The organism is Phenylobacterium sp. (genome assembly GCF_019636135.1).
Lineage (GTDB): Bacteria > Pseudomonadota > Alphaproteobacteria > Caulobacterales > Caulobacteraceae > Phenylobacterium.
Genome location: NZ_JAHBYD010000010.1, coordinates 110229 through 130643, shown reverse-complemented (window position 1 = coordinate 130643; position 20415 = coordinate 110229). Strand labels below are relative to the sequence as shown.

18 protein-coding genes, 1 tRNA gene and 1 pseudogene are annotated in these 20415 nt (G+C 71.6%); 11 read left to right on the top strand and 9 right to left on the bottom strand.

Translation table 11 applies throughout. The features are described 5' to 3' along the window. Window positions 1-73 precede the first annotated feature (73 nt). A complete protein-coding gene (locus KF737_RS09360) occupies window positions 74-3061 on the bottom strand; it encodes a TonB-dependent receptor (RefSeq protein WP_296453512.1) in 2988 nt (995 codons plus the stop codon). Window positions 3062-3604: 543 nt separating this feature from the next. Between KF737_RS09360 and KF737_RS09355 the strand changes: the two genes are divergently transcribed. Further along, on the top strand, window positions 3605-4381 hold the full coding sequence (locus tag KF737_RS09355; RefSeq protein WP_296453510.1) for a response regulator transcription factor: 777 nt from the start codon (window positions 3605-3607) through the stop codon (window positions 4379-4381). Between the two features lie 38 nt (window positions 4382-4419). Here the strand turns inward: KF737_RS09355 and KF737_RS09350 are convergent. The 4 genes from KF737_RS09350 to hemC all read right to left on the bottom strand — a co-directional run bounded on the left by KF737_RS09350 (window position 4420) and on the right by hemC (window position 6458). Next, window positions 4420-4495: transfer RNA gene (locus tag KF737_RS09350), tRNA-Thr, on the bottom strand. A 69-nt stretch (window positions 4496-4564) separates the two neighbouring features. Next, a complete protein-coding gene (locus KF737_RS09345) occupies window positions 4565-4708 on the bottom strand; it encodes a hypothetical protein (RefSeq protein WP_296453508.1) in 144 nt (47 codons plus the stop codon). Between the two features lie 10 nt (window positions 4709-4718). Then, on the bottom strand, window positions 4719-5423 hold the full coding sequence (locus KF737_RS09340) for a uroporphyrinogen-III synthase (RefSeq protein ID WP_296453505.1): 705 nt from the start codon (window positions 5421-5423) through the stop codon (window positions 4719-4721). A gap of 72 nt (window positions 5424-5495) precedes the next feature. Then, window positions 5496-6458, bottom strand: coding sequence for a hydroxymethylbilane synthase (gene hemC, locus KF737_RS09335; RefSeq protein ID WP_296453503.1), 963 nt, complete (start codon window positions 6456-6458; stop codon window positions 5496-5498). Between the two features lie 71 nt (window positions 6459-6529). Here hemC and tsaD point away from each other — a divergent pair, with 71 nt between their 5' ends. The 4 genes from tsaD to KF737_RS09315 are packed head-to-tail and all read left to right on the top strand — an operon-like array spanning window position 6530 to window position 9256. Then, window positions 6530-7633: a tRNA (adenosine(37)-N6)-threonylcarbamoyltransferase complex transferase subunit TsaD gene (gene tsaD / locus KF737_RS09330; RefSeq protein ID WP_296453499.1), complete on the top strand. Its 1104-nt coding sequence runs from the start codon at window positions 6530-6532 to the stop codon at window positions 7631-7633. Then, window positions 7630-8619 (top strand): NAD(P)H-dependent glycerol-3-phosphate dehydrogenase, encoded by a 990-nt coding sequence (locus KF737_RS09325; protein ID WP_296453496.1) that lies wholly within the window; start codon window positions 7630-7632, stop codon window positions 8617-8619. The genes tsaD and KF737_RS09325 overlap by 4 nt, the downstream gene beginning before the upstream one ends. Continuing rightward, window positions 8620-8904 (top strand): YciI family protein, encoded by a 285-nt coding sequence (locus tag KF737_RS09320; protein ID WP_296453493.1) that lies wholly within the window; start codon window positions 8620-8622, stop codon window positions 8902-8904. Further along, window positions 8891-9256, top strand: a complete 366-nt coding sequence (locus tag KF737_RS09315; RefSeq protein ID WP_296453490.1) for a Rieske 2Fe-2S domain-containing protein — start codon at window positions 8891-8893, stop codon at window positions 9254-9256. Before KF737_RS09320 ends, KF737_RS09315 begins: the two co-directional genes overlap by 14 nt. 253 nt (window positions 9257-9509) lie before the next feature. Here KF737_RS09315 and KF737_RS09310 read toward each other — a convergent pair whose 3' ends face one another. Together KF737_RS09310 and KF737_RS09305 are read right to left on the bottom strand one after the other, a co-directional pair. Then, entirely contained in the window at window positions 9510-10259 is a 750-nt protein-coding gene (locus tag KF737_RS09310) for a creatininase family protein (RefSeq protein WP_296453485.1), read from the bottom strand. A 34-nt stretch (window positions 10260-10293) separates the two neighbouring features. Continuing rightward, window positions 10294-10779 (bottom strand): hypothetical protein, encoded by a 486-nt coding sequence (locus KF737_RS09305; RefSeq protein ID WP_296453484.1) that lies wholly within the window; start codon window positions 10777-10779, stop codon window positions 10294-10296. A 114-nt stretch (window positions 10780-10893) separates the two neighbouring features. Here KF737_RS09305 and acs point away from each other — a divergent pair. The 3 genes and pseudogenes from acs to KF737_RS09290 form a co-directional block, all read left to right on the top strand. Continuing rightward, window positions 10894-12828: pseudogene (acs, locus tag KF737_RS09300) on the top strand (acetate--CoA ligase); the annotation flags it as partial. Then, a complete protein-coding gene (locus KF737_RS09295) occupies window positions 12811-13227 on the top strand; it encodes a hypothetical protein (protein WP_296453555.1) in 417 nt (138 codons plus the stop codon). The pseudogene acs and the gene KF737_RS09295, both read left to right, overlap by 18 nt. After that, window positions 13227-14186 carry a small ribosomal subunit Rsm22 family protein gene (locus tag KF737_RS09290; protein ID WP_296453482.1) on the top strand — a complete coding sequence of 320 codons (960 nt, stop codon included), beginning with the start codon at window positions 13227-13229 and terminating at the stop codon, window positions 14184-14186. The genes KF737_RS09295 and KF737_RS09290 overlap by 1 nt, the downstream gene beginning before the upstream one ends. Here KF737_RS09290 and KF737_RS09285 read toward each other — a convergent pair. Beyond that, window positions 14183-14614, bottom strand: a complete 432-nt coding sequence (locus KF737_RS09285) for a MarR family winged helix-turn-helix transcriptional regulator (RefSeq protein WP_296453480.1) — start codon at window positions 14612-14614, stop codon at window positions 14183-14185. The two genes, KF737_RS09290 and KF737_RS09285, sit on opposite strands and share 4 nt — an antisense overlap. 106 nt (window positions 14615-14720) lie before the next feature. Here KF737_RS09285 and KF737_RS09280 point away from each other — a divergent pair, with 106 nt between their 5' ends. Beyond that, the gene (locus KF737_RS09280; protein WP_296453478.1) at window positions 14721-15143 is read left to right on the top strand and encodes an organic hydroperoxide resistance protein; all 423 of its coding nucleotides are present in this window, start codon (window positions 14721-14723) and stop codon (window positions 15141-15143) included. Between the two features lie 51 nt (window positions 15144-15194). Here KF737_RS09280 and KF737_RS09275 read toward each other — a convergent pair whose 3' ends face one another. After that, window positions 15195-16154, bottom strand: a complete 960-nt coding sequence (locus KF737_RS09275) for a LysR family transcriptional regulator (protein WP_296453475.1) — start codon at window positions 16152-16154, stop codon at window positions 15195-15197. Between the two features lie 139 nt (window positions 16155-16293). Between KF737_RS09275 and KF737_RS09270 the strand changes: the two genes are divergently transcribed. After that, on the top strand, window positions 16294-16959 hold the full coding sequence (locus tag KF737_RS09270) for a glutathione S-transferase family protein (protein WP_296453472.1): 666 nt from the start codon (window positions 16294-16296) through the stop codon (window positions 16957-16959). Between the two features lie 278 nt (window positions 16960-17237). Beyond that, window positions 17238-20069: a pitrilysin family protein gene (locus KF737_RS09265; protein ID WP_296453469.1), complete on the top strand. Its 2832-nt coding sequence runs from the start codon at window positions 17238-17240 to the stop codon at window positions 20067-20069. The last annotated feature ends 346 nt before the right edge of the window (window positions 20070-20415 follow it).

Sequence of the window (20415 nt, the reverse complement as noted above, 5' to 3'; positions counted from 1 at the left end):
GCAGGTCCCGCGAACGGAAAGGGCCCCCGCCTGCGCAGGGGCCCCGCCGTCTCCTCGGACGTTGCGCGGGTTCCTAGAAGTCCGCGGTCAGGCCGATGAACAGGTAGCGGCCGAGCACGTCGTAGACCTGGCTGTAGGCGTTGCCAGAGCACGAGGCGTTCGGGGTGCAGTTCGTCTGGCCCACCAGCGGCGGATCCTTGTCGAACAGGTTGTTGACGCCCGCGCGGAAGTTGAGGTTGTCGCGGATCGTGAACGAGGTCAGCAGGTCGAAGTAGTCCCGCGTCGCCAGCTTCAGGTCCGACGCCGGCGGGTTCGCGGCGTTGAGGGCCGGGTCGCTGGACAGGGCGTCGAGCTTGACGCTCGAGAAGTGCCGCCATTGCAGCGAGACCGACCAGCTCTTCACCCAGTCGCCGTACTCGAACGGCGTGTTCCAGGTGAGGCGGGCCTTGTGGCGCCACTTGGGGTTCGGGATGGTCGAGCCCGGACGGCCGTTGCAGAGCGAGCCGTAGTAGCCGGCGCAGTCCACGAAGGGGTCGCCGGGCAGGATCGCGCTCGACAGCTCGTTCAGGTAGGTGCCGACGAAGCTGACGTTGACGCCGCCCGCGTTCTCCAGGCCGAACCGGTCGAGGTCGGTGCGGTAGGCCGCGCTGAAGTCGAGGCCGGAGGTCTTCAGCGAGCCCGTGTTCTGCGTCAGGTCGACGACGTGGCCGTCAGGGCCCGAGGAGTTGAGGTAGAGGCTGCGGGTGCGGGCGTCGCGCACGATCAGCGGGCAGTAGCTGTCGTCGTTCTGGAAGTAGCACTTGGCCAGGACGGTGTCGGCGCCGATGTTCGAGATGTAGTCGTTCACCTTGATGTTGAAGTAGTCGACCGTCAGCGTGGCGCCGGGAATGAACTCCGGCTGATAGACGAAGCCGACCGAGTAGGTGTCGGACTTCTCCGGGTCGAGGTTCGGGTTGCCGCCGAGCAGGCCGTAGTACTGGTTGGCGACGTTGGCCTCGATCGAGAGCACCTGGGCCTTGGTGTAGCCGTGGACCGCGCCGCAGCGGGCGATGAGCGCGGCGTTGGCCGCATTGTCGGCGAGCGCCGCGCACGGGTCGGTCGAGCCGTCCAGGGCGTGGATCTGCGGGCCGAACAGTTCGACCAGGTTCGGCGCGCGCACCGCACGCTGGTAGCTGGCGCGGAAGCGCAGCCCGCTGAACGGCTCGTATTCGCCGGCGAGCTTATAGGTGTCGGTGGTCACGTCGTACGAGTAGTCCGAGTAGCGGTAGCCGAGCTCGAGCGAGATCGACTTGGCCATCGGCGCGTCCTGGACGATCGGGATGCGCGCCTCGCCGTACACCTCGTAGACGTCGAAGCTGGCGTTGATCGGCGTCGAGGCCGCGCCGCCGCCGTTGAGCTGGCCGGGGGTGCGCGACACGAAGTCGCCGTCGAAGTCGATGTGCTCGCGCCGGTACTCGGCGCCGAACGCCACGCCGACGCCGTCGTTCGCCCAGGGCGACTTGACGCCGTAGCCGGTGAGGTCGCCGCCCAGCGAGAAGTTGACCACGCGCTCCGAGGTGTTGCCGAAGGTCGAGGCCGGCACCTGCAGGTAGTCCAGCATCGCCTGGGTGATCGCACCCTCGGAGAAGATGTTGTAGGGCACGCAGGCCGCGTCGGTGACGGTGGCCTGGTTCACGCCGCAGACGATCTGGCCGGCGTCGTTGCGCTTGGCGATCAGGGCGTTGTCGATCCGCGACTTCAGGAAGTAGGCCGTCTGGCGCGCGTCGAACTTGGTCGCCGCGTATTCCATGTAGGTGTCGTAGTTCCAGGCCTCGTTGAGGTCGCCCTTCAGGCCGATCACGTAGCGGTAGGTGTTGTGGCGGAACTCCGACTGGCGGCCGCCGCCTTCCACGTTGCGCTTGGCCACCGTGCCCGTGAACAGCGCCGGCGTGCCGGCGTTGGCGCCGCAGAGCTGGGTCTGCTGGGCCGCGGTCATGAAGGCGTTGTCGCAGTTGATCGAGAAGGTGCCGGCGAAGATGCCACCCGGCGCGATCTGGGCGACCGAACGGTCGTCCATGAACATCATCTCGGCGTAGGCTTCGGCCCACGGCGCGATCTCGTAGTGGGCGAAGGCGCCCAGGCGATACCGCTCGTCGGGGCGGATGTAGTAGTTCGACGGGCCGAAGTTGTAGACGTCGGTCGTGGCGTTGCGGGGCCGGAAGGTGTTGCCCTGGACCGTGAAGTTGCCCACCCGCGCCGGGGTCGCGGTGCCCGAGCCGCCGCAGGCGGCCAGCGAGGTGAAGTCGGCGCCCGAGTTCAGCGTGCAGGCCGAATAGTCGCGGGCGCCCTGCAGGATGGCGTTCTGCTGGATGTAGCTCGCGAAGGCGGTGATGTTGCCCTTGCCGTCGGCGGCGTTGACGCCGAACGTCAGGGTGACCTCCGAGGCCTCGCCGTCGCGGACGTTCTTCTTCGGGATGGCGAACTGGCCGGCGTTGGCGCCGGCGGCCGCGGCCTTCAGGCGAAGGGCGTCCTGCACGAAGCTGTCGTTGTGGTGCTGGTAGATCGAGTAGTTGGTGTCGACGCGGACGCCCTCGAAGTTCTGCAGCATGATGAAGTTGACGACGCCGGCCACGGCGTCGGCGCCATACACGGCCGAGGCGCCGCCCGTCAGCACGTCGACCCGCTCCACGAGCGAGCTCGGGATGAAGTTCAGGTCGGCGACGGGGTTGTTGATCGAGGTCGGGTTGCCCGCGCCCATCCGGCGGCCGTTGATCAGCACCAGGGTGCGCGAGGCGCCCAGGCCGCGCAGGTTCACCGTCGCGGTGCCGTTCGAGCCGTTCGACACGGTCGAGCCCTGCGAGGCGAAGGCCTGCGGCAGGGTGTTGATGATGTCTTCGACCCGCGTGATGCCCGCGGCCTTGATCTCGGCGGCGCCGATGGCGGTCACCGGGCTCACGCTGGTCAGGTTCGGCGTCGGGATGCGCGTGCCGGTCACCACCACTTCGGCGACGGCGTCGTCCTTGTCGGCCGCCTGGGCGGCGGCCGAACCGGCGAGGCCCAGAAAGGCGGCGCCACAGATCATGGAAGACGCCATAAGGCGCTGCCGCATGCTTCGGATGTTCAAGGTCAAAGTCCTCCAGCGGCCGGCGGCGGCGCGCCGCGGGCCGAGCCCCACATGAAAAGCTGGCGCCGGCGCACCCCGAATCCCCCGGGCCGCGCGCAACACCGCTGAAGGAAAACTATTGTCGCGGCTGGGACGTCTTTACTGAATTTGTCTTATTCCACGCATGAAGTTGGCTCATGCGTCAGCGAGGCGGAGTCCGCCCTCTGGGGCCAGGATTCCTATTATTCATAAGTGAATTCAGTTAGTTGATTTCGGCCTTCGGTCTCCGACGGAAGGCGCGCCGGACGACCGTCACAGCCGAAAGCGTCGGAGCAATCCCGGCAGGATGTTGCAAAAAGAAAACAGAATTTGCCCCTGGTTACAATTGTCACGGCCGCGTGACACATGAACGTTCCTCATGAGAAGTATGACGAGAAGTCGTCACAGATATTCGTGACCATCGGTCTAGGTTCTTTCTGTACCGGTTCGGCTTCCGGTTCCGATTGCAGAAGAGATCCGTCCATGACCGCCGTCGCCTTCGAATTCGCCGCCGGCGTGGCGCCTGCCCGCCCGATCGTTGCGCAAGGATCGCCCCGCGTGCTGTGGATCGACGCCGATCCGGCCGCCAACGAATCCGGCGTGGACATGCTGCGGCGGCACGGCTTCGAGGTGGAGTGGGCCGTGTCCGCCGCCGAGGCCCAGCCCGCGCTCGACGCCGCCAGCGCCGACCTGGTCATCCTCGAGACCGCGCTGCCCGACGCCGACGGCCTGGCGCTCTGCCGCAGGCTCTCCGAGGCCGACGGCGCCCCCGTGCTGGTGGTCGCCAAGGCCGCGGACACCCTGGACCGGGTGGCCGGCCTGGAGTTCGGCGCCGACGATGTCCTCGCCAAGACCACGCATCCGCTGGAGCTGCTGGCCCGGGTGCGCGCGCTCCTGCGCCGCGCCGCCCGCCACGCGCGCCGGACCGCCGAGGCGGCGCTGGAGACCTGGCGCTTCGACGCCGAGCTCGGCTACGTGACCTCGCCCTCCGGCCGCACCGTGCGCCTCTCGCCCGCGGACGCCGCGCTGCTGCGCGCCCTGGCCGCGCGGCCCGGCGAGGTGCTGCACCGCGACGCGCTGGTGCGGCTGCTGCACGGCGACGGCGCCGCTGCGGGCGGCCGCTCGATCGACGCCCGCATCGCGCGCCTGCGCCGCACGCTCGCGGCCTGCGACGGGGCGGGCGACATGATCAAGACGCTGCGGGGCGGCGGCTATCTCTTCCAGGCCCAGGTCACGGCCCGGAGCGGCCTTGCCGCCTGACGGGCGCAGGCTGGTCGGCGCGCCGGCGCGAAGCAGGATGGTGCCGCCAGGGTGACTCGAACACCCGACCTACGCATTACGAATGCGCCGCTCTACCGGCTGAGCTATGGCGGCCCGTATCCGGGACGCGGGCTTTTACGCGAATGGCCTCGATTTGCAAAGCGTCAGGCGGTCGCGCCGCCGTCAGCCCATGAACCGGGGCGACAGACAGGCCACGGCCGCACCGGCCGCGACGCACACCGCGCACAGCGCCATCATGATCCAGAACGCCGCGCCCATCAGCGGCCTGGGCCGATCGTTGTCGGGATCGCCGGGCGGCTCGCTCATCGCGCGAGGCTCAGGGCCGGCGGTCGATCAGGTTCAGGAGCGCGGCCTCCAGCGGGAAGGGCGGGAAGAGCTTGCCCGCCATCGGCGTCCGCGTCAGCGGCTTCACCACCGCCTTCGAGAGCCCCAGCGCCCTCAGGTGCGGCGCGGGATGGGCCTTCAGCAGCTTGGCCAGCACCTGCGCCGCGCGCGGGCTGTGCAGCAGCACCGCGTCGCTCCTGGCCAGCGCCTCGGCGTCGATCGCCTCCAGGGCCACCGGGGCCGTCTCGTACAGGATCAGCCGCCGCGCCTCGACGCCGTGCTTCTCCAGCGCGCCGGTCAGGTCGCCCGCCGGCTCGGCCGCGCCGGGATGCAGCACCGCGCCGCGCAACTCGCCGCGGCGCACCGCGATGCCCTCGGCCAGCGCCTCGACGTCGCCGTCGGCCGACAGCACCGACCTGAAGCCCGCGCTCCGCGCCGCCTGCGCCGTGGCCGCGCCCACCGCGAACACCTTCAAGGCCCGCTCGCCGCTCGCGTCGGCGAAGGCGCGCACACCGTTGGCGCTGGTGAAGGCGAGCGCGGCTACGCCCCGCAGGTCGACGGCGACGTCGGGCAGCACCTTCACGGCCAGCAGCGGCGCGACGACGGGATCGTGCCCCAGCGCCCGGACGCGCTCGGCCGTCACGTCTGCGCCCGGCTGGGCGCGGGTGATCCAGATCCTCTGCCTGCGGCCCGCCATGAACGTGCTGTTATCCGACCCGCGGACCTTGCGGAACGGGAATTGCGACGTCGCGCCCGCCGGGTCGCGCGATCAGAGCACGATGGCGTCGCCCGCCTCGTCCTTCACCGCCGCGCCCAGCGACAGGCCCAGGTCGCGCGCCGCGACCGTCGGGTCGGCGAGTCGCGGGATCTCGGCGGCGCCGGTGTGGCGGAACTTCAGCCTGCCGTCCGGCGACAGCGCCTCGACGATCAGGTGCAGCAGGCCGCCCTCCAGCCAGGCGTGCGCGCCCACCGGCGTCTTGCACGAGCCCTCCAGCGCCGTCAGCGCGCCCCGTTCGGCGGCGACGCACAGGGTCGTCGTCTCGCAGACGAGGCCCGCCACCCAGGGCCGGTCGCGGTCGGCCTCGCGGGTCTCGATGGCGAGCGCGCCCTGGCCCGGCGCCGGCGGGGCCGCCTTCGGGTCGATCAGGCCCTTCGCCCGGTCGCCCAGCCCCAGGCGCCGCAGCCCCGCGTAGGCCAGCAGGATCGCGTCGGCCTCGCCGGCCGCCAGCTTCGCCAGCCGGGTGTCGACGTTGCCCCGCAGCATCTGCACGTCCAGGTCGGGCCGGCGGTTCAGCGACTGGGCCTGGCGGCGCAGGCTGGCCGTCCCCAGCCGCGCGCCCTGCGGCAGGTCCTCCAGGCGCGCCACGCCGCGGCTGAGGAAGGCGTCGCGCGGGTCCTCGCGCTCGGGCACGGCGGCGATGCAGAGGCCGTCGGGCAGGAGCGCCGGCATGTCCTTCATCGAGTGGACGGCGCAGTCGATGCGGCCCTCGGCCAGCGCCTCCTCGATCTCCTTGGTGAACAACCCCTTGCCGCCGATCTCCAGCAGCCGGCGATCCTGCACGCGGTCGCCCGTGGTGGTGATGACGACCAGCGGCGCGACCCGCTCGACCTCGGCGGGGCTCTCGGGATCGGCGCCCAGGAGGGCGGCGATGCGGCGTTGCATGTGACCGGCCTGCGCCAGGCTGAGCTTCGAGCCGCGCGCGCCGATCCGGACTGTAGGTTGCGTGGCCACGGGCGGCGGTCTACCTCGGGAACGAAATCTGACCTGGGCTGCTACAGGAGCGGCCCGCCCCCGGCAACCGGATGACCGCGCCCCACACCGTTCCCCAACTTGTCCTGGGCCTGGAGACGAGCTGCGACGAGACCGCCGCCGCGGTCGTGCGCCGCCATGCCGACGGCCGCGCCGAGGTGCTGAGCTCCGTCGTGGGCAGCCAGATCGCCGAGCACGCGCCGTTCGGCGGCGTCGTGCCCGAGATCGCCGCCCGCGCGCATGTGGAGTCCATCGAGGCGATCGCCGAAGCGGCGCTGACGGAGGCCGGCGTCGGCTACGGCGACCTGTCGGGCGTGGCGGCCACCGCGGGCCCCGGGCTGGTCGGCGGCGTCATGGTGGGCCTGTCGTTCGGCAAGGCGGTGGCGCTGGCCCGCGGCCTGCCGCTGGTCGCGGTGAACCACCTGGAGGGCCACGCGGTCTCGGCGCGCCTGGGCGCGGACCTGCCCTATCCGTTCCTGCTGCTGCTGGTCTCCGGCGGCCATTGCCAGCTCCTGAGCGTCGACGGCGTCGGGGCCTGCCGCCGCCTGGGGTCCACCATCGACGACGCCGCCGGCGAGGCGTTCGACAAGATCGCCAAGGCCATGGGGCTGCCCTACCCCGGCGGCCCGGCGCTGGAGACGCTGGCGCAGGGCGGCGATCCGGCCGGCTTCGAGCTGCCGCGCATGCTGCTCGGCCGCAAGGACTGCGACTTCTCCTTCTCCGGCCTGAAGACCGCCGCCGCGCGCCTGGCCGAAGGCGTCGCCGGCGAGGCCGCGCGCCGCGACCTCGCCGCTTCGGTCCAGGCCGCGATCGCCGCCCAGCTCGCCGAGAAGTCGGACCGCGCGATGAAGGCCTACGCCGGCGAGCACGAGGGCCGCAGCCTGCGCTTCGTGGTGGCCGGCGGCGTCGCGGCCAACCGGACCGTCCGCGCCGTCCTCGAGCAGGCCGCGCGGAAGAACGGCTTCAGCTTCGCCGCCCCGCCGCTCGCCTACTGCACCGACAACGCCGCCATGATCGCGCTGGCCGGCGCCGAGCGCCTGGCGGTCGGGATCTCCGACCCGCTGGACGCCGTCGCCCGCCCGCGCTGGCCGCTGGACGAAGCCGCCGCAACGGCGAGCCCCACCCACAAGGCCGGACGGAAAGGCGCGAAGGCATGAACCGTACGGGCGTCATCGGCGGCGGCGCGTGGGGCACGGCGCTGGCCCAGGTCTGCGCCCGCGCCGGCCGCGAGGTCGTGCTGTGGGCGCGCGAGCCCGAGGTGGTCGAGGCGGTCAACGCCCGCCACGAGAACGCGGTCTTCCTGCCCGGCGTCCCGCTGGATCCGCTGATCCGCGCCACCGGCGACATGGCGGACCTCGCCGCCGGCGACTTCGTCCTGGCGGTCGCGCCCGCCCAGCACACGCGTTCGACCCTCGCGGCCCTCGCGCCGCACGCCCGCGACGGCCTGCCCGTCCTGCTCTGCTCCAAAGGGGTCGAGCAGGGCTCGCTGAAGCTGATGACCGAGGTGCTGGCCGAGACGGTCCCGCAGGCCGTCCCCGCCGTGCTGTCGGGCCCCAGCTTCGCCGGCGAGGTGTCCCGCGGCCTGCCCACCGCCGTGACCCTGGCCTGCGAGGACGACGCCGTGGGCTGGTCGCTGGCCGAGGCGATCGCCACGCCCACCTTCCGGCCCTACCTCGCCGCCGACCTGGTGGGCGCCGAGGCCGGCGGGGCGGTGAAGAACGTGCTGGCCATCGCCTGCGGCGTCTCGGAGGGCCGTGGCCTCGGCAAGTCGGCCCACGCCTCGCTGATCACGCGCGGCTTCTCCGAACTCACGCGCTTGGCGCTGGCCCTCGGCGGCCGGGCCGAGACCGTCGCCGGCCTTTGTGGCCTGGGCGACCTCGTGCTCACCTGCTCCAGCCCGCAGTCGCGCAACATGTCCGTCGGCCTGGCGCTCGGCGCCGGCCAGACGCTGGACGAGGCGCTGGCCGGCAAGCTCTCGGTGGCCGAGGGCGTCGCCTCCGCCCCCGCCGTCCGCGACCTGGCCCGCAGGCTCGGCGTGGAGACCCCCATCTGCGAGGCCGTCGCCGCCGTCCTGGCCGGCGAGGTCGCCGTGGACGACGCCATCCGCGGCCTGCTGTCCCGGCCGCTCCGTGAGGAATCCTGAATGCCGACCTTCGTGCTCTACTGCGTCGACAAGCCGAACTCGCTCGACCTGCGCATGGCCAACCGCGAGGCGCACCTCGCCTATGTCCGCAGCAAGGCCGAGGTGGTGAAGCTGGGCGGGCCGATGACGGACGACGCGGGCGACATGGCCGGCTCGCTGCTGATCCTCGACGTGGCCGACCGCGCCGCGGTCGAAGCGTTCACCGCCGCCGATCCCTACAGCCTCGCGGGCCTCTTCGAGCGCGTCGAGATCCGGCCCATCCGCATCACCCTTGGCCAACCCTGACGGCGACAACCCGGCGCGGCCGGCCGCCGGCGTGCGCCTCTGCGCGCTCGGCGAGATCGCCGACCCCGGCGGCAAGTCGTTCCGGTTCCGCGCGGGCGACAAGCTGTTCGCCGGCTTCGTGCTGCGCGCGGGCGCGGCGGCCCGGGGGTTCGTCGACAGTTGCCCGCACGCCGGCTGGCCCCTGGCGCCGATGGACGACCGCTACCTGACCCGCGACGGGCGCCACATCCTGTGCGCCGGCCACGGCGCGCTGTTCTCGCTCGACGGCCGCTGCGTCGCGGGCCCCTGCGAAGGCGAGCATCTGCGGCCCTGGCCCGTGGACGTGCGCGACGGCGAGGTCTTCACCGCCTGACCGGCAAGACCGCCGGACAAGCGAAAGGGCGCCGTTCCACACAGGAACGACGCCCTTCCGTACGCTTGGGTGCTTACTGGCGCTCGGCGAGCGCGGCGACGCCGCGGCTCGCAGTCGAGAGGCGCGTTAACCCTGCGACACCCTAAGGCGAAGGCTGTTCGCGTCTCAGGAGTCCGAACTCGCGCATAGGATTAGCGAAAGGGCGGCTTTTCCCTTCATGGCGCGCTTTTTCGCCCGCTATGGCCGAACCGCGTTAGGCCGGTGCGCGCTCGGCGCCGAACGCCGCGACGTCCTCCAGCAGCGAGGCGGCGGCCAGTTTCACCAGCTCGCCGCCCTTCTCGGGCGTGGCGAGGCCCGGGTCGCTCCCCATGCGGCCGTCGGCGTAGCGGGCGCGGAAGTCCCGGGCCTCGCGGATCGGGCCTGTGGGGGCGATCTGCGGCGCGTAGTTGGCGCTCTTGATGCTGCCCGGATAGCCCCACTGGGTGACCGCGATCTCGGACGGCGTCGCATGGCTTCCGTGGCCCACCGGGAACTGGCGGTTGGCGAGCGCGGTGACGCCCCTAAGGTCCCACCAGTTCCTGAGCTTGCAGGCGAAGCCGCGGTTGCGGCCGGCATAGCTCGCCTCGGCGTAGAGTTCGGAGAAGGCCGCCTCGATGGTGGCGACGTTCCCGCCGTGGCCGTTCAGGAAGTAGAGCTTCTCGAAGCCGGCGTGGGCGAGGCTGCGGCACCAGTCGCCGATCGCCAGCATGAAGGTCGAGGGGCGCAGCGCGATGGTGCCCGGGAAGTCCAGGTGGTGCTGCGCCATGCCGATGTTGAACGTCGGCGCCACGATGATGTCGCCGCCCTTCTCCGCCTCGTGGGCGATGATCTCGGGGCAGAGCCAGTCGGTGCCCAGGAGGCCCGTGGGACCGTGCTGCTCGTTCGACCCGATCGGGATGACCACGGTCCTCGACCGCGCGAGGAACCCCTCGACCTCGGCCCAGGTGGACAGGTGAAGCAGCATGGGGAGATCCTTCCTGAGCGCCGTTCCCTCCCTATCAAGGGAGGGAAGCGCTCGCCACCTCGACCTCGACGTTCATCGCCTTCATGCCGACGAGGCGCCAGTCGCGTTTTTCCTTGGCGAAGGTGAGCAGGCAGTCGCCCTTCCGGCCGCGCACGCAGGCCCGCCTGTCGTCGACCTCGCGCATCAGCTTCGCCACCTGGGCCGGCGTCGGCGCGGCGGTCAGGGTCTCGCCCGTGCCCGCGTGGACCACGCGGATGGCGGCGGGGCTGATCATGCGGTCCAGCGCGAATTCGGACGGCCCGCCCTCGACGTCCAGCAGCGAACCCCGCGCCACGTCGGCGATCTGGCGGCGCACGTCGTCGCGCACGGCGGCGCGGTCGATCTCGGCCTCGAAGGCGACCCGGTCGCCCTTCAGCGCGGCGGCCAGCAGACGGCTCGCGCTCTCGGCGGCGCCCTGCGGGGCGGCCCCGCAGCCGGTGAGGGCGAGCGCGCTGGCGACGACGGCAAGCTTGCGAATCATCCGCCGGAGCCTCTGCGGCCTCTCGAGTCGCTTCAAGAGTCCTTGGCGTCGCGGTTGCGCGCCCCACGTCACTTTGGATACTCCGGTCTCCTGCGTTCCTGCGGAGGTGACAGCGTGTCCGACGGCGAAGTTTTCCCGGTCCCGGAGGATTGGGCCAAGAACGCGATCCTGAACGCCCCGGCCTACGCGGCCGCGGTGAAGCGGGTCGCCGAGGATCCGGACGGCTGGTGGACCGACATCGGCAGGCGCCTCGACTGGATGACCCCGTTCACCGTCGTGAAGGACGTGTCCTTCGACAAGGCCGACTTCCACGTCCGCTGGTACGCCGACGGCATCCTGAACGTCAGCGCCAACTGCCTCGATCGCCACCTCGCCGAGCGCGGCGACCAGGTCGCGATCATCTGGGAGAGCGACGACGGCAAGAGCTACGACGCGCTGACCTACCGGCAACTCCATGCCGAGGTCTGCCGCTGGGCCAACGTGCTGAAGCAGAAGGGCGTCCGCAAGGGCGACCGGGTCACCATCTACCTGCCGATGATCCCGGCGGCGGCGGCCTCGATGCTGGCCTGCTCGCGGATCGGGGCGATCCACTCGGTGGTGTTCGGCGGCTTCTCGCCCGACAGCCTCTCGGGGCGCATCCAGGACTGCGACAGCAAGATCGTCATCACCGCCGACGAGGGCCTGCGCGGCGGCCGCATCGTGCCGCTGAAGCTCAACGTCGACGAGGCGCTGAAGACCTGCCCGGGCGTCACCGACGTCATCGTGGTCAAGCGCACCGGCGGGGACGTGCCCATGGTCGCCGGCCGCGACCAGTACTTCTCGGACCTCAAGAAGACCGTCGACGCCGACTGCGAGCCCGAGCCCATGGGCGCCGAGGACCCGCTGTTCATCCTCTACACCTCGGGCTCGACCGGGAAGCCGAAGGGCGTGCTGCACACCACCGGCGGCTACCTGGCCTGGGCCGCCTGGACGCACGAGGTCGTGTTCGACTACCGCCCGGGCGAAGTCTTCTGGTGTACCGCCGACGTCGGCTGGGTCACCGGCCACAGCTATGTGGTCTACGGCCCGCTCGCCAACGGCGCGACCAGCCTGATGTTCGAGGGCGTCCCGAACTATCCGGACAACTCCCGCTTCTGGGAGGTCTGCCACAAGCACAAGGTGGAGATATTCTACACGGCGCCGACGGCGCTGCGGGCCCTCATGCGCGAGGGCGACGGGCCGGTGAAGACGTGGCCGCGCGACACCATCCGCCTGCTGGGCACCGTCGGCGAGCCGATCAACCCCGAAGCCTGGCTCTGGTACCACCGCGTGGTGGGCGAGGGCCGCTGCCCGATCGTCGACACCTGGTGGCAGACCGAGACCGGCGCCTGCCTGATGACCCCGTTGCCCGGCGCGCATGCCCTGAAGCCCGGCTCCTGCGCCCAGCCGCTGCCCGGGGTCTACCCGCAGCTCGTCGACGCCGAGGGCGGGGTGCTGGAGGGCGCGGTCAGCGGCAACCTCTGCCTCACCGACAGTTGGCCGGGGCAGATGCGCACGGTCTACGGCGACCACCAGCGCTTCATCGACACCTACTTCTCCACCTATCCCGGCAAGTACTTCACAGGCGACGGCGCCCGGCGCGACGCCGACGGCTACTACTGGATCACCGGCCGCGTGGACGACGTGATCAACGTATCCGGCCACCGCCTGGGCACGGCCGAGATCGAGAGCGCCCTCGTGGGCCACACCGCCGTCGCCGAGGCCGCGGTGGTCGGTTATCCGCACGACATCAAGGGCCAGGGCATCTACTGCTACGTCACGCTGAAGGTGGGGGTCGACCCGACCGAGGCGCTGATGGCCGACCTGCGCGGCCACGTCCGCCACGAGATCGGCCCGTTCGCGGCGCCCGACGTGATCCAGTTCGCGCCCGGCCTGCCCAAGACCCGCTCGGGCAAGATCATGCGCCGCATCCTGCGCAAGATCGCCGAGGACGACCTGGGCAACCTGGGCGACATCTCGACGCTGGCCGAGCCCGCCGTCGTCGACGACCTCGTGAAGAACCGCGCCGGCCGCGACGACGACGAGGCCCACGTCGGCGGCCAGCGCCTGTCGTGCGCCGAGCTGGAGGCCGCGCTCGGCGAGCACCACGCCGTCGAGGAGGCCGTCGTCGTCACCGCGCCGGGCAAGGACGGCGACACCCTCTGGGCGTTCGTGACGCCCGACCCCGATATCATGGCCAGCGACGTGCTCGCCGCCGACCTCAAGGGCTACCTGCGCCGCGAGAAGGGCGCGAACGCCGTGCCCGCGCAGGTGATCTTCGGCCCGCTGCCGAAGACCGCCGCCGGCGAGGTCGTGCGCCCGGTCCTGACGCGCATCGCCCGCACCGGCGACGCGGGCGACGTCTCGGGCCTCACCGACCCGGCCGTGGCGGCCTACCTCGCCAAGCTGCGGGCCGACGCCCTGGCCTGATGGGGCCGGAGCTTCCGCCCGGGCTGAAGGCCGCCATCGACCGCGAGCTCGAGGGCCGCCGCCGCGCGAACCTTGCGGCGCGCACCGCCGCGACCACCGCCGCGTACCGCGCGGGCCGCACCTCCGCCGTCGCCATCAGGGGCGAGGACGACGCGCTCGCCTATGCCCTGGCCCGCCTGCCCGCCACCTATGCGGCGACCGCCAGGGTCTTCGCCGAGGCGCGGCGGACGGCGCCCGGCTTCACGCCCGCGACCCTGCTCGACGCGGGCTCCGGACCCGGCGGCGGCAGTTGGGCGGCGCGGGAGGCCTGGCCGTCGCTGGCGCGGATCGCCTGGTTCGACGCCAGCCCGCCGTTCCTGGCGCTCGCCGCCCGCCTCGCCGCCGGCAGCCTGGAGGCGACGCCCACCCGCGGCGACCTCGCCGGCGGCGGCTTCCCGCACGCCGACCTCGTGCTGGCCAGCTACGCGCTGGCCGAGATCGCGCCCGACCGGCAGGCCAGGCTCGTCGCCGACCTCTGGGCGGCGACGGACGGCCTCCTCGCCCTCGTCGAACCCGGCACGCCGGCCGGTTCCGCGCGCCTGCTGGCGGCCCGAGATGTCCTGATCGGCGCCGGCGCGCAGGTCCTCGCGCCGTGCCCGCACCACGCCGCCTGCCCGCTGACCGCGGCCGACTGGTGCCACTTCGCGGTCCGCCTGCCGCGCTCCCGCGACCACCGCCTCGCCAAGGGCGCCGACGCCCCCTTCGAGGACGAGAAGTTCGCCTACCTGCTGGCCGCCCGCCCGCACGTCGCCGCCGAGCCCCGCACCGCCCGCGTGCTGGCCCGCCCCCGCGTCGGCAAGCCCGGCATCGACCTCAAGCTCTGCACCGAGGCCGCCGCCCTCGAAGGCCGCCACGTCCCCCGCCGCGACAAGCTGGCCCACGCCAGGGCGCGGCGCCTGGACTGGGGCGACGCGCTCTAGGACGCGCCGCTCAGCGCGTCCCGAAGCCGTTGGACCTGGCGGTTGAGGGCGCCCAGTTCCTCCAGGTCCATGCCGGCCTTCGCCAGCAGGGCCTCGCCCAGGCAGGCGCTCTCCTCGCGCATCGCGCGGCCCTTGTCGGTGAGAGTGACCTGCACCTGCCGCTCGTCCGCGGGGTTACGCCGGCGGCCGAGGAAGCCGGCGGCCTCCAGGCGCTTCACCAGGGGCGTGATGGTGCTGGGCTCCAGCGCCAGGCGCTCGGCGATGGCCGAGATGGTCAGGCCGTCCGCTTCCCAGAGCGCGTGCAGCACGAGGTACTGCGGATAGGTCAGGCCCAGGCGATCGAGGATCGGCTTGTAGGCCCGGTTGATCGCCAGGTCGGCGCCGTAGATCGAGAAGCAGAGCTGACGGTCGAGAGGGAGCTGGGGCATGCATTTATGTATCGCGATAAAAGATGTCTTGACAAGGATCGGCTGGGTGCGTAGGAACAAATTATCGCGATAATTATTATCGCATATCTCCCATTGGAGACCGCACATGCCCGTTCTCTACACCGCCCAGGCCGCCGCCACCGGCGGCCGTACCGGCTCCGCCAGGTCATCCGACGGCAAGCTCGACGTCGCGCTCGACACCGTGAAGGAACTGGGCGGCGCGGGCGGAGCCGGCACGAATCCCGAGCAGTTGTTCGCCGCCGGCTACGCCGCCTGCTTCCTGGGCGCGCTGAAGTATGTGGCGGGCCGCGAGAAGGTCGCGATCCCGGCGGACACCACGGTCACGGCCGACGTCGGCATCGGCCCGCGCGCCGACGGCGGCGGCTTCGAGCTGACGCTGGCGATCAACGTCGTGATCCCCGGCCTCGACAAGGCCAGGGCGCAGGACCTGGCCGAGAAGGCCCATGTCGTGTGCCCCTACTCGCACCTCACCCGCACCGACACGCCGGTGGCGCTGAGCGTGGGCTGACAACCGCCTCTCTCCCCGCGCGCTGCAGGCCGAAGAGGGGCGGAGGAGGAGTTAGCTCGCGTTCTTCGTGGGGAACGGGACCACGGTGGCCGCGTCCGCCGCGATGCGGGCGCGGCCGCGTTCCTCCACCGCGCGGATCTGCTGCTGGAGGAACGGGACCATGAAGTCGATGAAGGCGCGCACCCGCGGCGTGTCCTTCAGCTCGCGGCGCGTCACGATCCACGAGGTGGCGCGGGCCTCCTCGATGTCGTCGGAGCAGCGCAGCAGGGCGTGGTCGGTGTCGCCGATCGTGACGGGCAGAGCGCCGATGCCCAGGCCCGCCTTCACCGCGTGGACCAGGCTGCCCATGCTGTTGGAGCGGGTGATCGGGGCCTTGCCGCCGGAATGGCGCATCATCCAGGTCGCGCCCGGAATCTCGCCCATCTCGGGCGTCACGTCGATCAGGTCGTGGTTGCAGAGGTCGTCGGGCGAGGCCGGCGTCCCGGCGCGCGCGGCGTACTCCCTGCTGCAGTAGAGCGCCATCTGGTGGTCGCAGATCTTGCGCGCCACCAGGTCCGACACCGCCAGCGACTTGCTGGTGCGGATGGCGAGGTCGGCCTCGCCGTTCTCCAGGTCCATCTGGCGGTCGGTGATCACCAGGTCCACCTGCACGTCGGGATGCGCCTTGCGGAACGCGCCGAGCGCCGGGATCACCATGGTGTTGGCCACCAGCTCGTTCGTGGTGAGCCGCAGCGCCCCCGACACGCCGCGCAACTGGCCCGCCGCCTGGTTGGCGAAGCGGATGGCGGCGCGCTCGACCAGTTCGGCCTCGCCGATCAGGGCCTGGCCGTACTCGGTCAGGCGGCTGCCCGTCTGGCCGCGCTCGAACAGCTTGAAGCCCAGGTCGTTCTCCAGGCTCTCGATGCGCCGGGCGACCGTGGTCTGGTTCACCCCGAGCGCCTTCGAGGCCGCGAGCGTGGAGCCGCCGCGGGCCACCGCGAGGAACGCCTTGAGGTCATTCCAGTCGAACATGGGCCCCATTCTGCGGTTGTGCAGACCCAACCTGCAAGAGCGCTGATCACCTTCACCTTCGCGCAACCGTATCTGCTGCGTCCCCCGCGACATGGCCCAGCTCCAACGAGGCCTGCGCAACGAAGAAGGTGTGTGTCCCATGAAACTGTACTGCGACCCGATCTCGACCACGTCACGCCCGGTGCTGATGTTCATCGCCGAGCAGGGCCTGGACGTGGAGATCGTGAAGGTCGACCTGCTGGCCGGCGAGCATCTCGCGCCGGAATACCTCGCGATCAACCCGAACGGGATCGTGCCCTTCCTGGTCGACGGCGACCTGAAGCTCGGCGAATGCGCCGCGATCCTGAAGTACCTGGCGATCCGCGCCCACGCGACCGCCTACCCCGAGGGGCTGAAGGCCCAGGTGAAGGTCGACGAGGCGATCTCCTGGTTCAACACCCGCTTCCACGAGGTCTTCTGCCTCTTCGGCTGCTACCCCGTCATAGGCGTGCCGCACGGCCTCTCGCCCGAGATGGCCGCGGCCATGCTGGCCTACGGCGCCGAGCACTCGCCCCGCTGGTTGCGATTGCTGGACGAGCAGATGCTGGGCGGCAGGCCCTTCGTCTGCGGCGACCAGGTCAGCCTCGCCGACTACATGGGCCTGTCGTTCTGCCTGCTGGGCGACCTGGTCGGCTTCGACTTCGCGCCCTACCCGAACGTCGCCGCCTGGATCGCCCGCATGAAGGCGCGCTCCGGCTTCGCGCCCACCTATGCGGCCTTCGGGACGTTCGTCGGCTTCGTGCGGACCCCGGCCAAGGCGGCCTGACGGGCGCACACAGGTTCTCCCGCTCCTCCCTCCCCTCGGAGCGGGCGATCGGGCGGCGGCCCGCTCCCACAGCGCCGCCGCCCGCCGGACCCGCCGCCCGCGACTCCCCGGACGGGCGGCCGGTCCTTCCTCCCCTGAGGCGCCTTCTCCCAGGCCCTCGTCATGGCCCCCTCCTCGCAGTCCCAAGAGAGGAGGGGCGACATGAAAACCTCGTAATCTCGCGCGATCCCGGTTGGTGCTAAGGGACTCCCCTGCCTTCGCCCTCACCGGGATCTTCCATGTTCCGCACGTTCCGCGCCGCCGCCGGCGCCGTCTTCCTGGCCACCACCGCGCTTGCGCCCGCCACGCTCGCGACGCCGGCCGCCGCGGCCGAGGTCCCGCCGATCCGGTTCACGACCCGGACCCTGCCCAACGGCCTGAAGGTCTACGCCTCGCTCGACCGCACGACGCCGAACGTGTCGGTCCAGGTCTGGTACGGCGTGGGCTCGAAGGACGATCCCGCCGGCCGCTCGGGCTTCGCCCACCTGTTCGAGCACCTGATGTTCAAGGCCACCCGGAACATGCCGTCCGAGACCTTCGACCGGCTGACCGAGGACGTCGGCGGCGAGAACAACGCCTCCACCGCCGACGACTTCACCGACTACTACGAAGTCGTGCCGGCCAACCACCTGGAGCGCCTGCTCTGGGCCGAGGCCGACCGGCTGTCCGGGCTGGTGGTCGACGAAGCCGTCTTCAAGTCCGAGCGCGACGTGGTGAAGGAGGAGCTTCGCCAGCGGGTGCTCGCCTCGCCCTACGGCCGGCTGATGGCGCTCTACCTGCCGGAGGCGAGCTACACGACCCACCCCTACAAGCGCCCCGGCATCGGCTCGATCGAGGAACTGGACGCGGCGACCATCGACGACGTCCGCGCCTTCCACCAGACCTACTACCGGCCCGACAACGCCGCTCTGATCGTGGTCGGCAACTTCGATCCGGCCCAGCTCGACGCCTGGGTCGACAAGTACTTCGCGGGGCTGAAGAACCCGGACATCGCGCTGCCCAAGGTCACCGTGAAGGAGCCGCGCCGCACTCGGGCCGGCGTGTTCGACGGCTACGGGCCGAACGTGCCGCTGCCGGCGGTGGTGCTTTCCTACCAGGGCGCCGCGGCCTCGGACCCGGACGCGCCGGCCCTGAAGGTGCTGGACGCCATCCTGTCGGCGGGCAAGTCGTCGCGGCTCTACAACAGCCTCGTCTACGACAAGCAGATCGCGGTCGAGGCCTTCTCCAACGCCGACCTGCCGCAGGACCCCGGCCTCTTCATGGTGGGCGCCATCATGTCCAGCGGTCACGGGGTCGATGAGGGCGAAGCCGCCCTGCTGGCCGAGGTGAAGCGCCTGCGCGATGCGCCGCCCACCGCCGCGGAGCTGTCCGAGGCGAAGAACGAGCTGCTGGCCGGCGCCCTGCGCGGCCGCGAGACCATCGAGGGCCGCGCCTCGGCCATCGGCTACGCCCTCCGGGTCGACGGCGACCCGAACGCGGTCAACACCGAACTCGCCAGGCTGCAGGCCGTCACCGCCGCCGATGTCCAGCGGGTGGCGAGGACGTACCTCGCCGAAGACCGGCGCATGACCATCCGCTACCGCTCCGAGAGCGAGCGGCCCAAGGGCGTCGAGGCCGCCAAGGCGCCCGCGCCGCCCGCCACGGTCGCCACCTATGCCGGCCCCGTCTTCACCCTCGCCGCCGAGGCCGACCGCCAGGCGCCGCCGGCGATCGGCGAGCCGGTCCAGCCCGTGCTGCCGAAGCCCGCCGAGACGACGCTGGCCAACGGCCTGCGCGTCATCGTCGCCCGCTCGTCCGACCTGCCGCTGGTCACCGCCGACCTGCTCGTGAAGTCGGGCGCCTGGGCCGACCCGCGGGGCCTCGCCGGCGCCGCCAGCATGATGGCCGGCATGCTGACCGAGGGCACGAAGACGCGCTCGGCCCAGGCCATCGCCAGCCAGACCGAGAGCCTGGGCGCCTCGCTCTCCTCCGGCGGCGGCCTGGAGTCGTCGTCGGTCACGCTCAACGTCGTCACCGACAAGCTGAAGCCGGCGCTGGCCATCATGGCCGACGTCGCGCGCAACCCGGCCTTCGCGACCGAGGAGCTGGACCGCCAGCGCGAGCAGGCGCTCGACGGCCTGCGCGTCGCCTACCAGCAGCCCGGCGAGGTGGCCGGCCTGGCCGCCGCCCCCGTGGTGTACGGCGGCACGCCCTTCGGCCACGCGATCCAGGGCACGCCCGAGAGCCTGACCCGCCTGAAGCCGGCCGATCTGGCCCGGCTGCACGCCGCGGCCTTCCGGCCCGACAACGCCATCCTGGTGCTGACCGGCGACATCGGTCCCGAGCAGGGCTTCGCCGCGGCCAAGGCCGCGTTCGGCGACTGGAAGAAGCCCACGGCGCCGCTCGCGCCCGCCCCCGTCATCGCGCCCCAGGGCAAGCCGCGCGCCGTCGTCATCGACATCCCCGGCACCGGCCAGGCCTCGGTCAACGTGCTGAAGCCCACGATCGCGCGCACCGACCCGGACTATTACCCGGCCATCGTGGCGACCAACGTCCTGGGCGGCGGCTACTCGGCGCGCCTGAACCAGGAGATCCGCATCAAGCGCGGCCTGTCGTATGGCGCGAGCGCCCGCCTCTCGACGGCGCGCACCACCGGCTCGGTCCGCGCCGCGGCCCAGACCAAGAACGAGTCCGCCGGCCAGGTGCTGGACCTGATCAAGGCCGAGATGAGCAAGCTCGCCGCCGCCCCGCCGGCCGCCGACGAGCTGAAGGCGCGCAAGTCGGTGCTGGTGGGCGGCTACGGCCGCAGCGTCGCGACCTCCGAAGGGCTCGCCGGCATCCTCGGCGCCTACGCCCTCTACGACATCCCGCTGGACGAACTCGGCCTCTACACCGGCAAGGTCGAGGCGGTGGACGCCGCCCAGGTGCAGGCCTTCGCCAGGAAGGCGTTCGACCCGGCGACGGCCAGCGTCATCGTCGCCGGCGACGCCAAGACCTTCATGGGCGACCTGAGGGCCAGGCTGCCGGGGCTGGAGGTGGCGCCGAGCGCAGAGCTCGACCTGGAGAGCCCGACGCTGCGCAAGGGACAGTAGGCCGGGGCGCTGCGCGGGCGGCGAAGCCCGTTTGATTGGACCACGAACGAACACGAACGCCCGCGAACGCGTCTGTGGGGCGGACGGACTGAAGCGTTCGTCCTGTGAGGTTGCGCAGAGAGGACTGTGGACTGCGACGCCGGCACGGCGGGTTTGTGGGTCTTCGTGTGGGTTCGTGGTTCTAACCCCCTTCCCTGAACGTCATGGCCGGGCCTGTCCCGGCCATCCAGACGCGCCGGCATGCGGAGATGGGCCGCGGCGGGACCGCTGCGAGCTTGTCGGGATCGGTGTTCATGGGTGGCCGGCACAAGGCCGGCCATGACGTTCAGGGGACGGGAGAATGGAG

Bases quoted from the DNA above. Each gene is read 5' to 3' on its own strand.
- KF737_RS09360 (WP_296453512.1), bottom strand. From the start codon at position 3,061: ATGATCTGTGGCGCCGCCTTTCTGGGCCTCGCCGGTTCGGCCGCCGCC.
- KF737_RS09355 (WP_296453510.1), top strand. From the start codon at position 3,605: ATGACCGCCGTCGCCTTCGAATTCGCCGCCGGCGTGGCGCCTGCCCGC.
- KF737_RS09345 (WP_296453508.1), bottom strand. From the start codon at position 4,708: ATGAGCGAGCCGCCCGGCGATCCCGACAACGATCGGCCCAGGCCGCTG.
- KF737_RS09340 (WP_296453505.1), bottom strand. From the start codon at position 5,423: ATGGCGGGCCGCAGGCAGAGGATCTGGATCACCCGCGCCCAGCCGGGC.
- tsaD (WP_296453499.1), top strand. From the start codon at position 6,530: ATGACCGCGCCCCACACCGTTCCCCAACTTGTCCTGGGCCTGGAGACG.
- KF737_RS09325 (WP_296453496.1), top strand. From the start codon at position 7,630: ATGAACCGTACGGGCGTCATCGGCGGCGGCGCGTGGGGCACGGCGCTG.
- KF737_RS09320 (WP_296453493.1), top strand. From the start codon at position 8,620: ATGCCGACCTTCGTGCTCTACTGCGTCGACAAGCCGAACTCGCTCGAC.
- KF737_RS09310 (WP_296453485.1), bottom strand. From the start codon at position 10,259: ATGCTGCTTCACCTGTCCACCTGGGCCGAGGTCGAGGGGTTCCTCGCG.
- KF737_RS09305 (WP_296453484.1), bottom strand. From the start codon at position 10,779: ATGATTCGCAAGCTTGCCGTCGTCGCCAGCGCGCTCGCCCTCACCGGC.
- KF737_RS09290 (WP_296453482.1), top strand. From the start codon at position 13,227: ATGGGGCCGGAGCTTCCGCCCGGGCTGAAGGCCGCCATCGACCGCGAG.
- KF737_RS09285 (WP_296453480.1), bottom strand. From the start codon at position 14,614: ATGCCCCAGCTCCCTCTCGACCGTCAGCTCTGCTTCTCGATCTACGGC.
- KF737_RS09280 (WP_296453478.1), top strand. From the start codon at position 14,721: ATGCCCGTTCTCTACACCGCCCAGGCCGCCGCCACCGGCGGCCGTACC.
- KF737_RS09275 (WP_296453475.1), bottom strand. From the start codon at position 16,154: ATGTTCGACTGGAATGACCTCAAGGCGTTCCTCGCGGTGGCCCGCGGC.
- KF737_RS09270 (WP_296453472.1), top strand. From the start codon at position 16,294: ATGAAACTGTACTGCGACCCGATCTCGACCACGTCACGCCCGGTGCTG.
- KF737_RS09265 (WP_296453469.1), top strand. From the start codon at position 17,238: ATGTTCCGCACGTTCCGCGCCGCCGCCGGCGCCGTCTTCCTGGCCACC.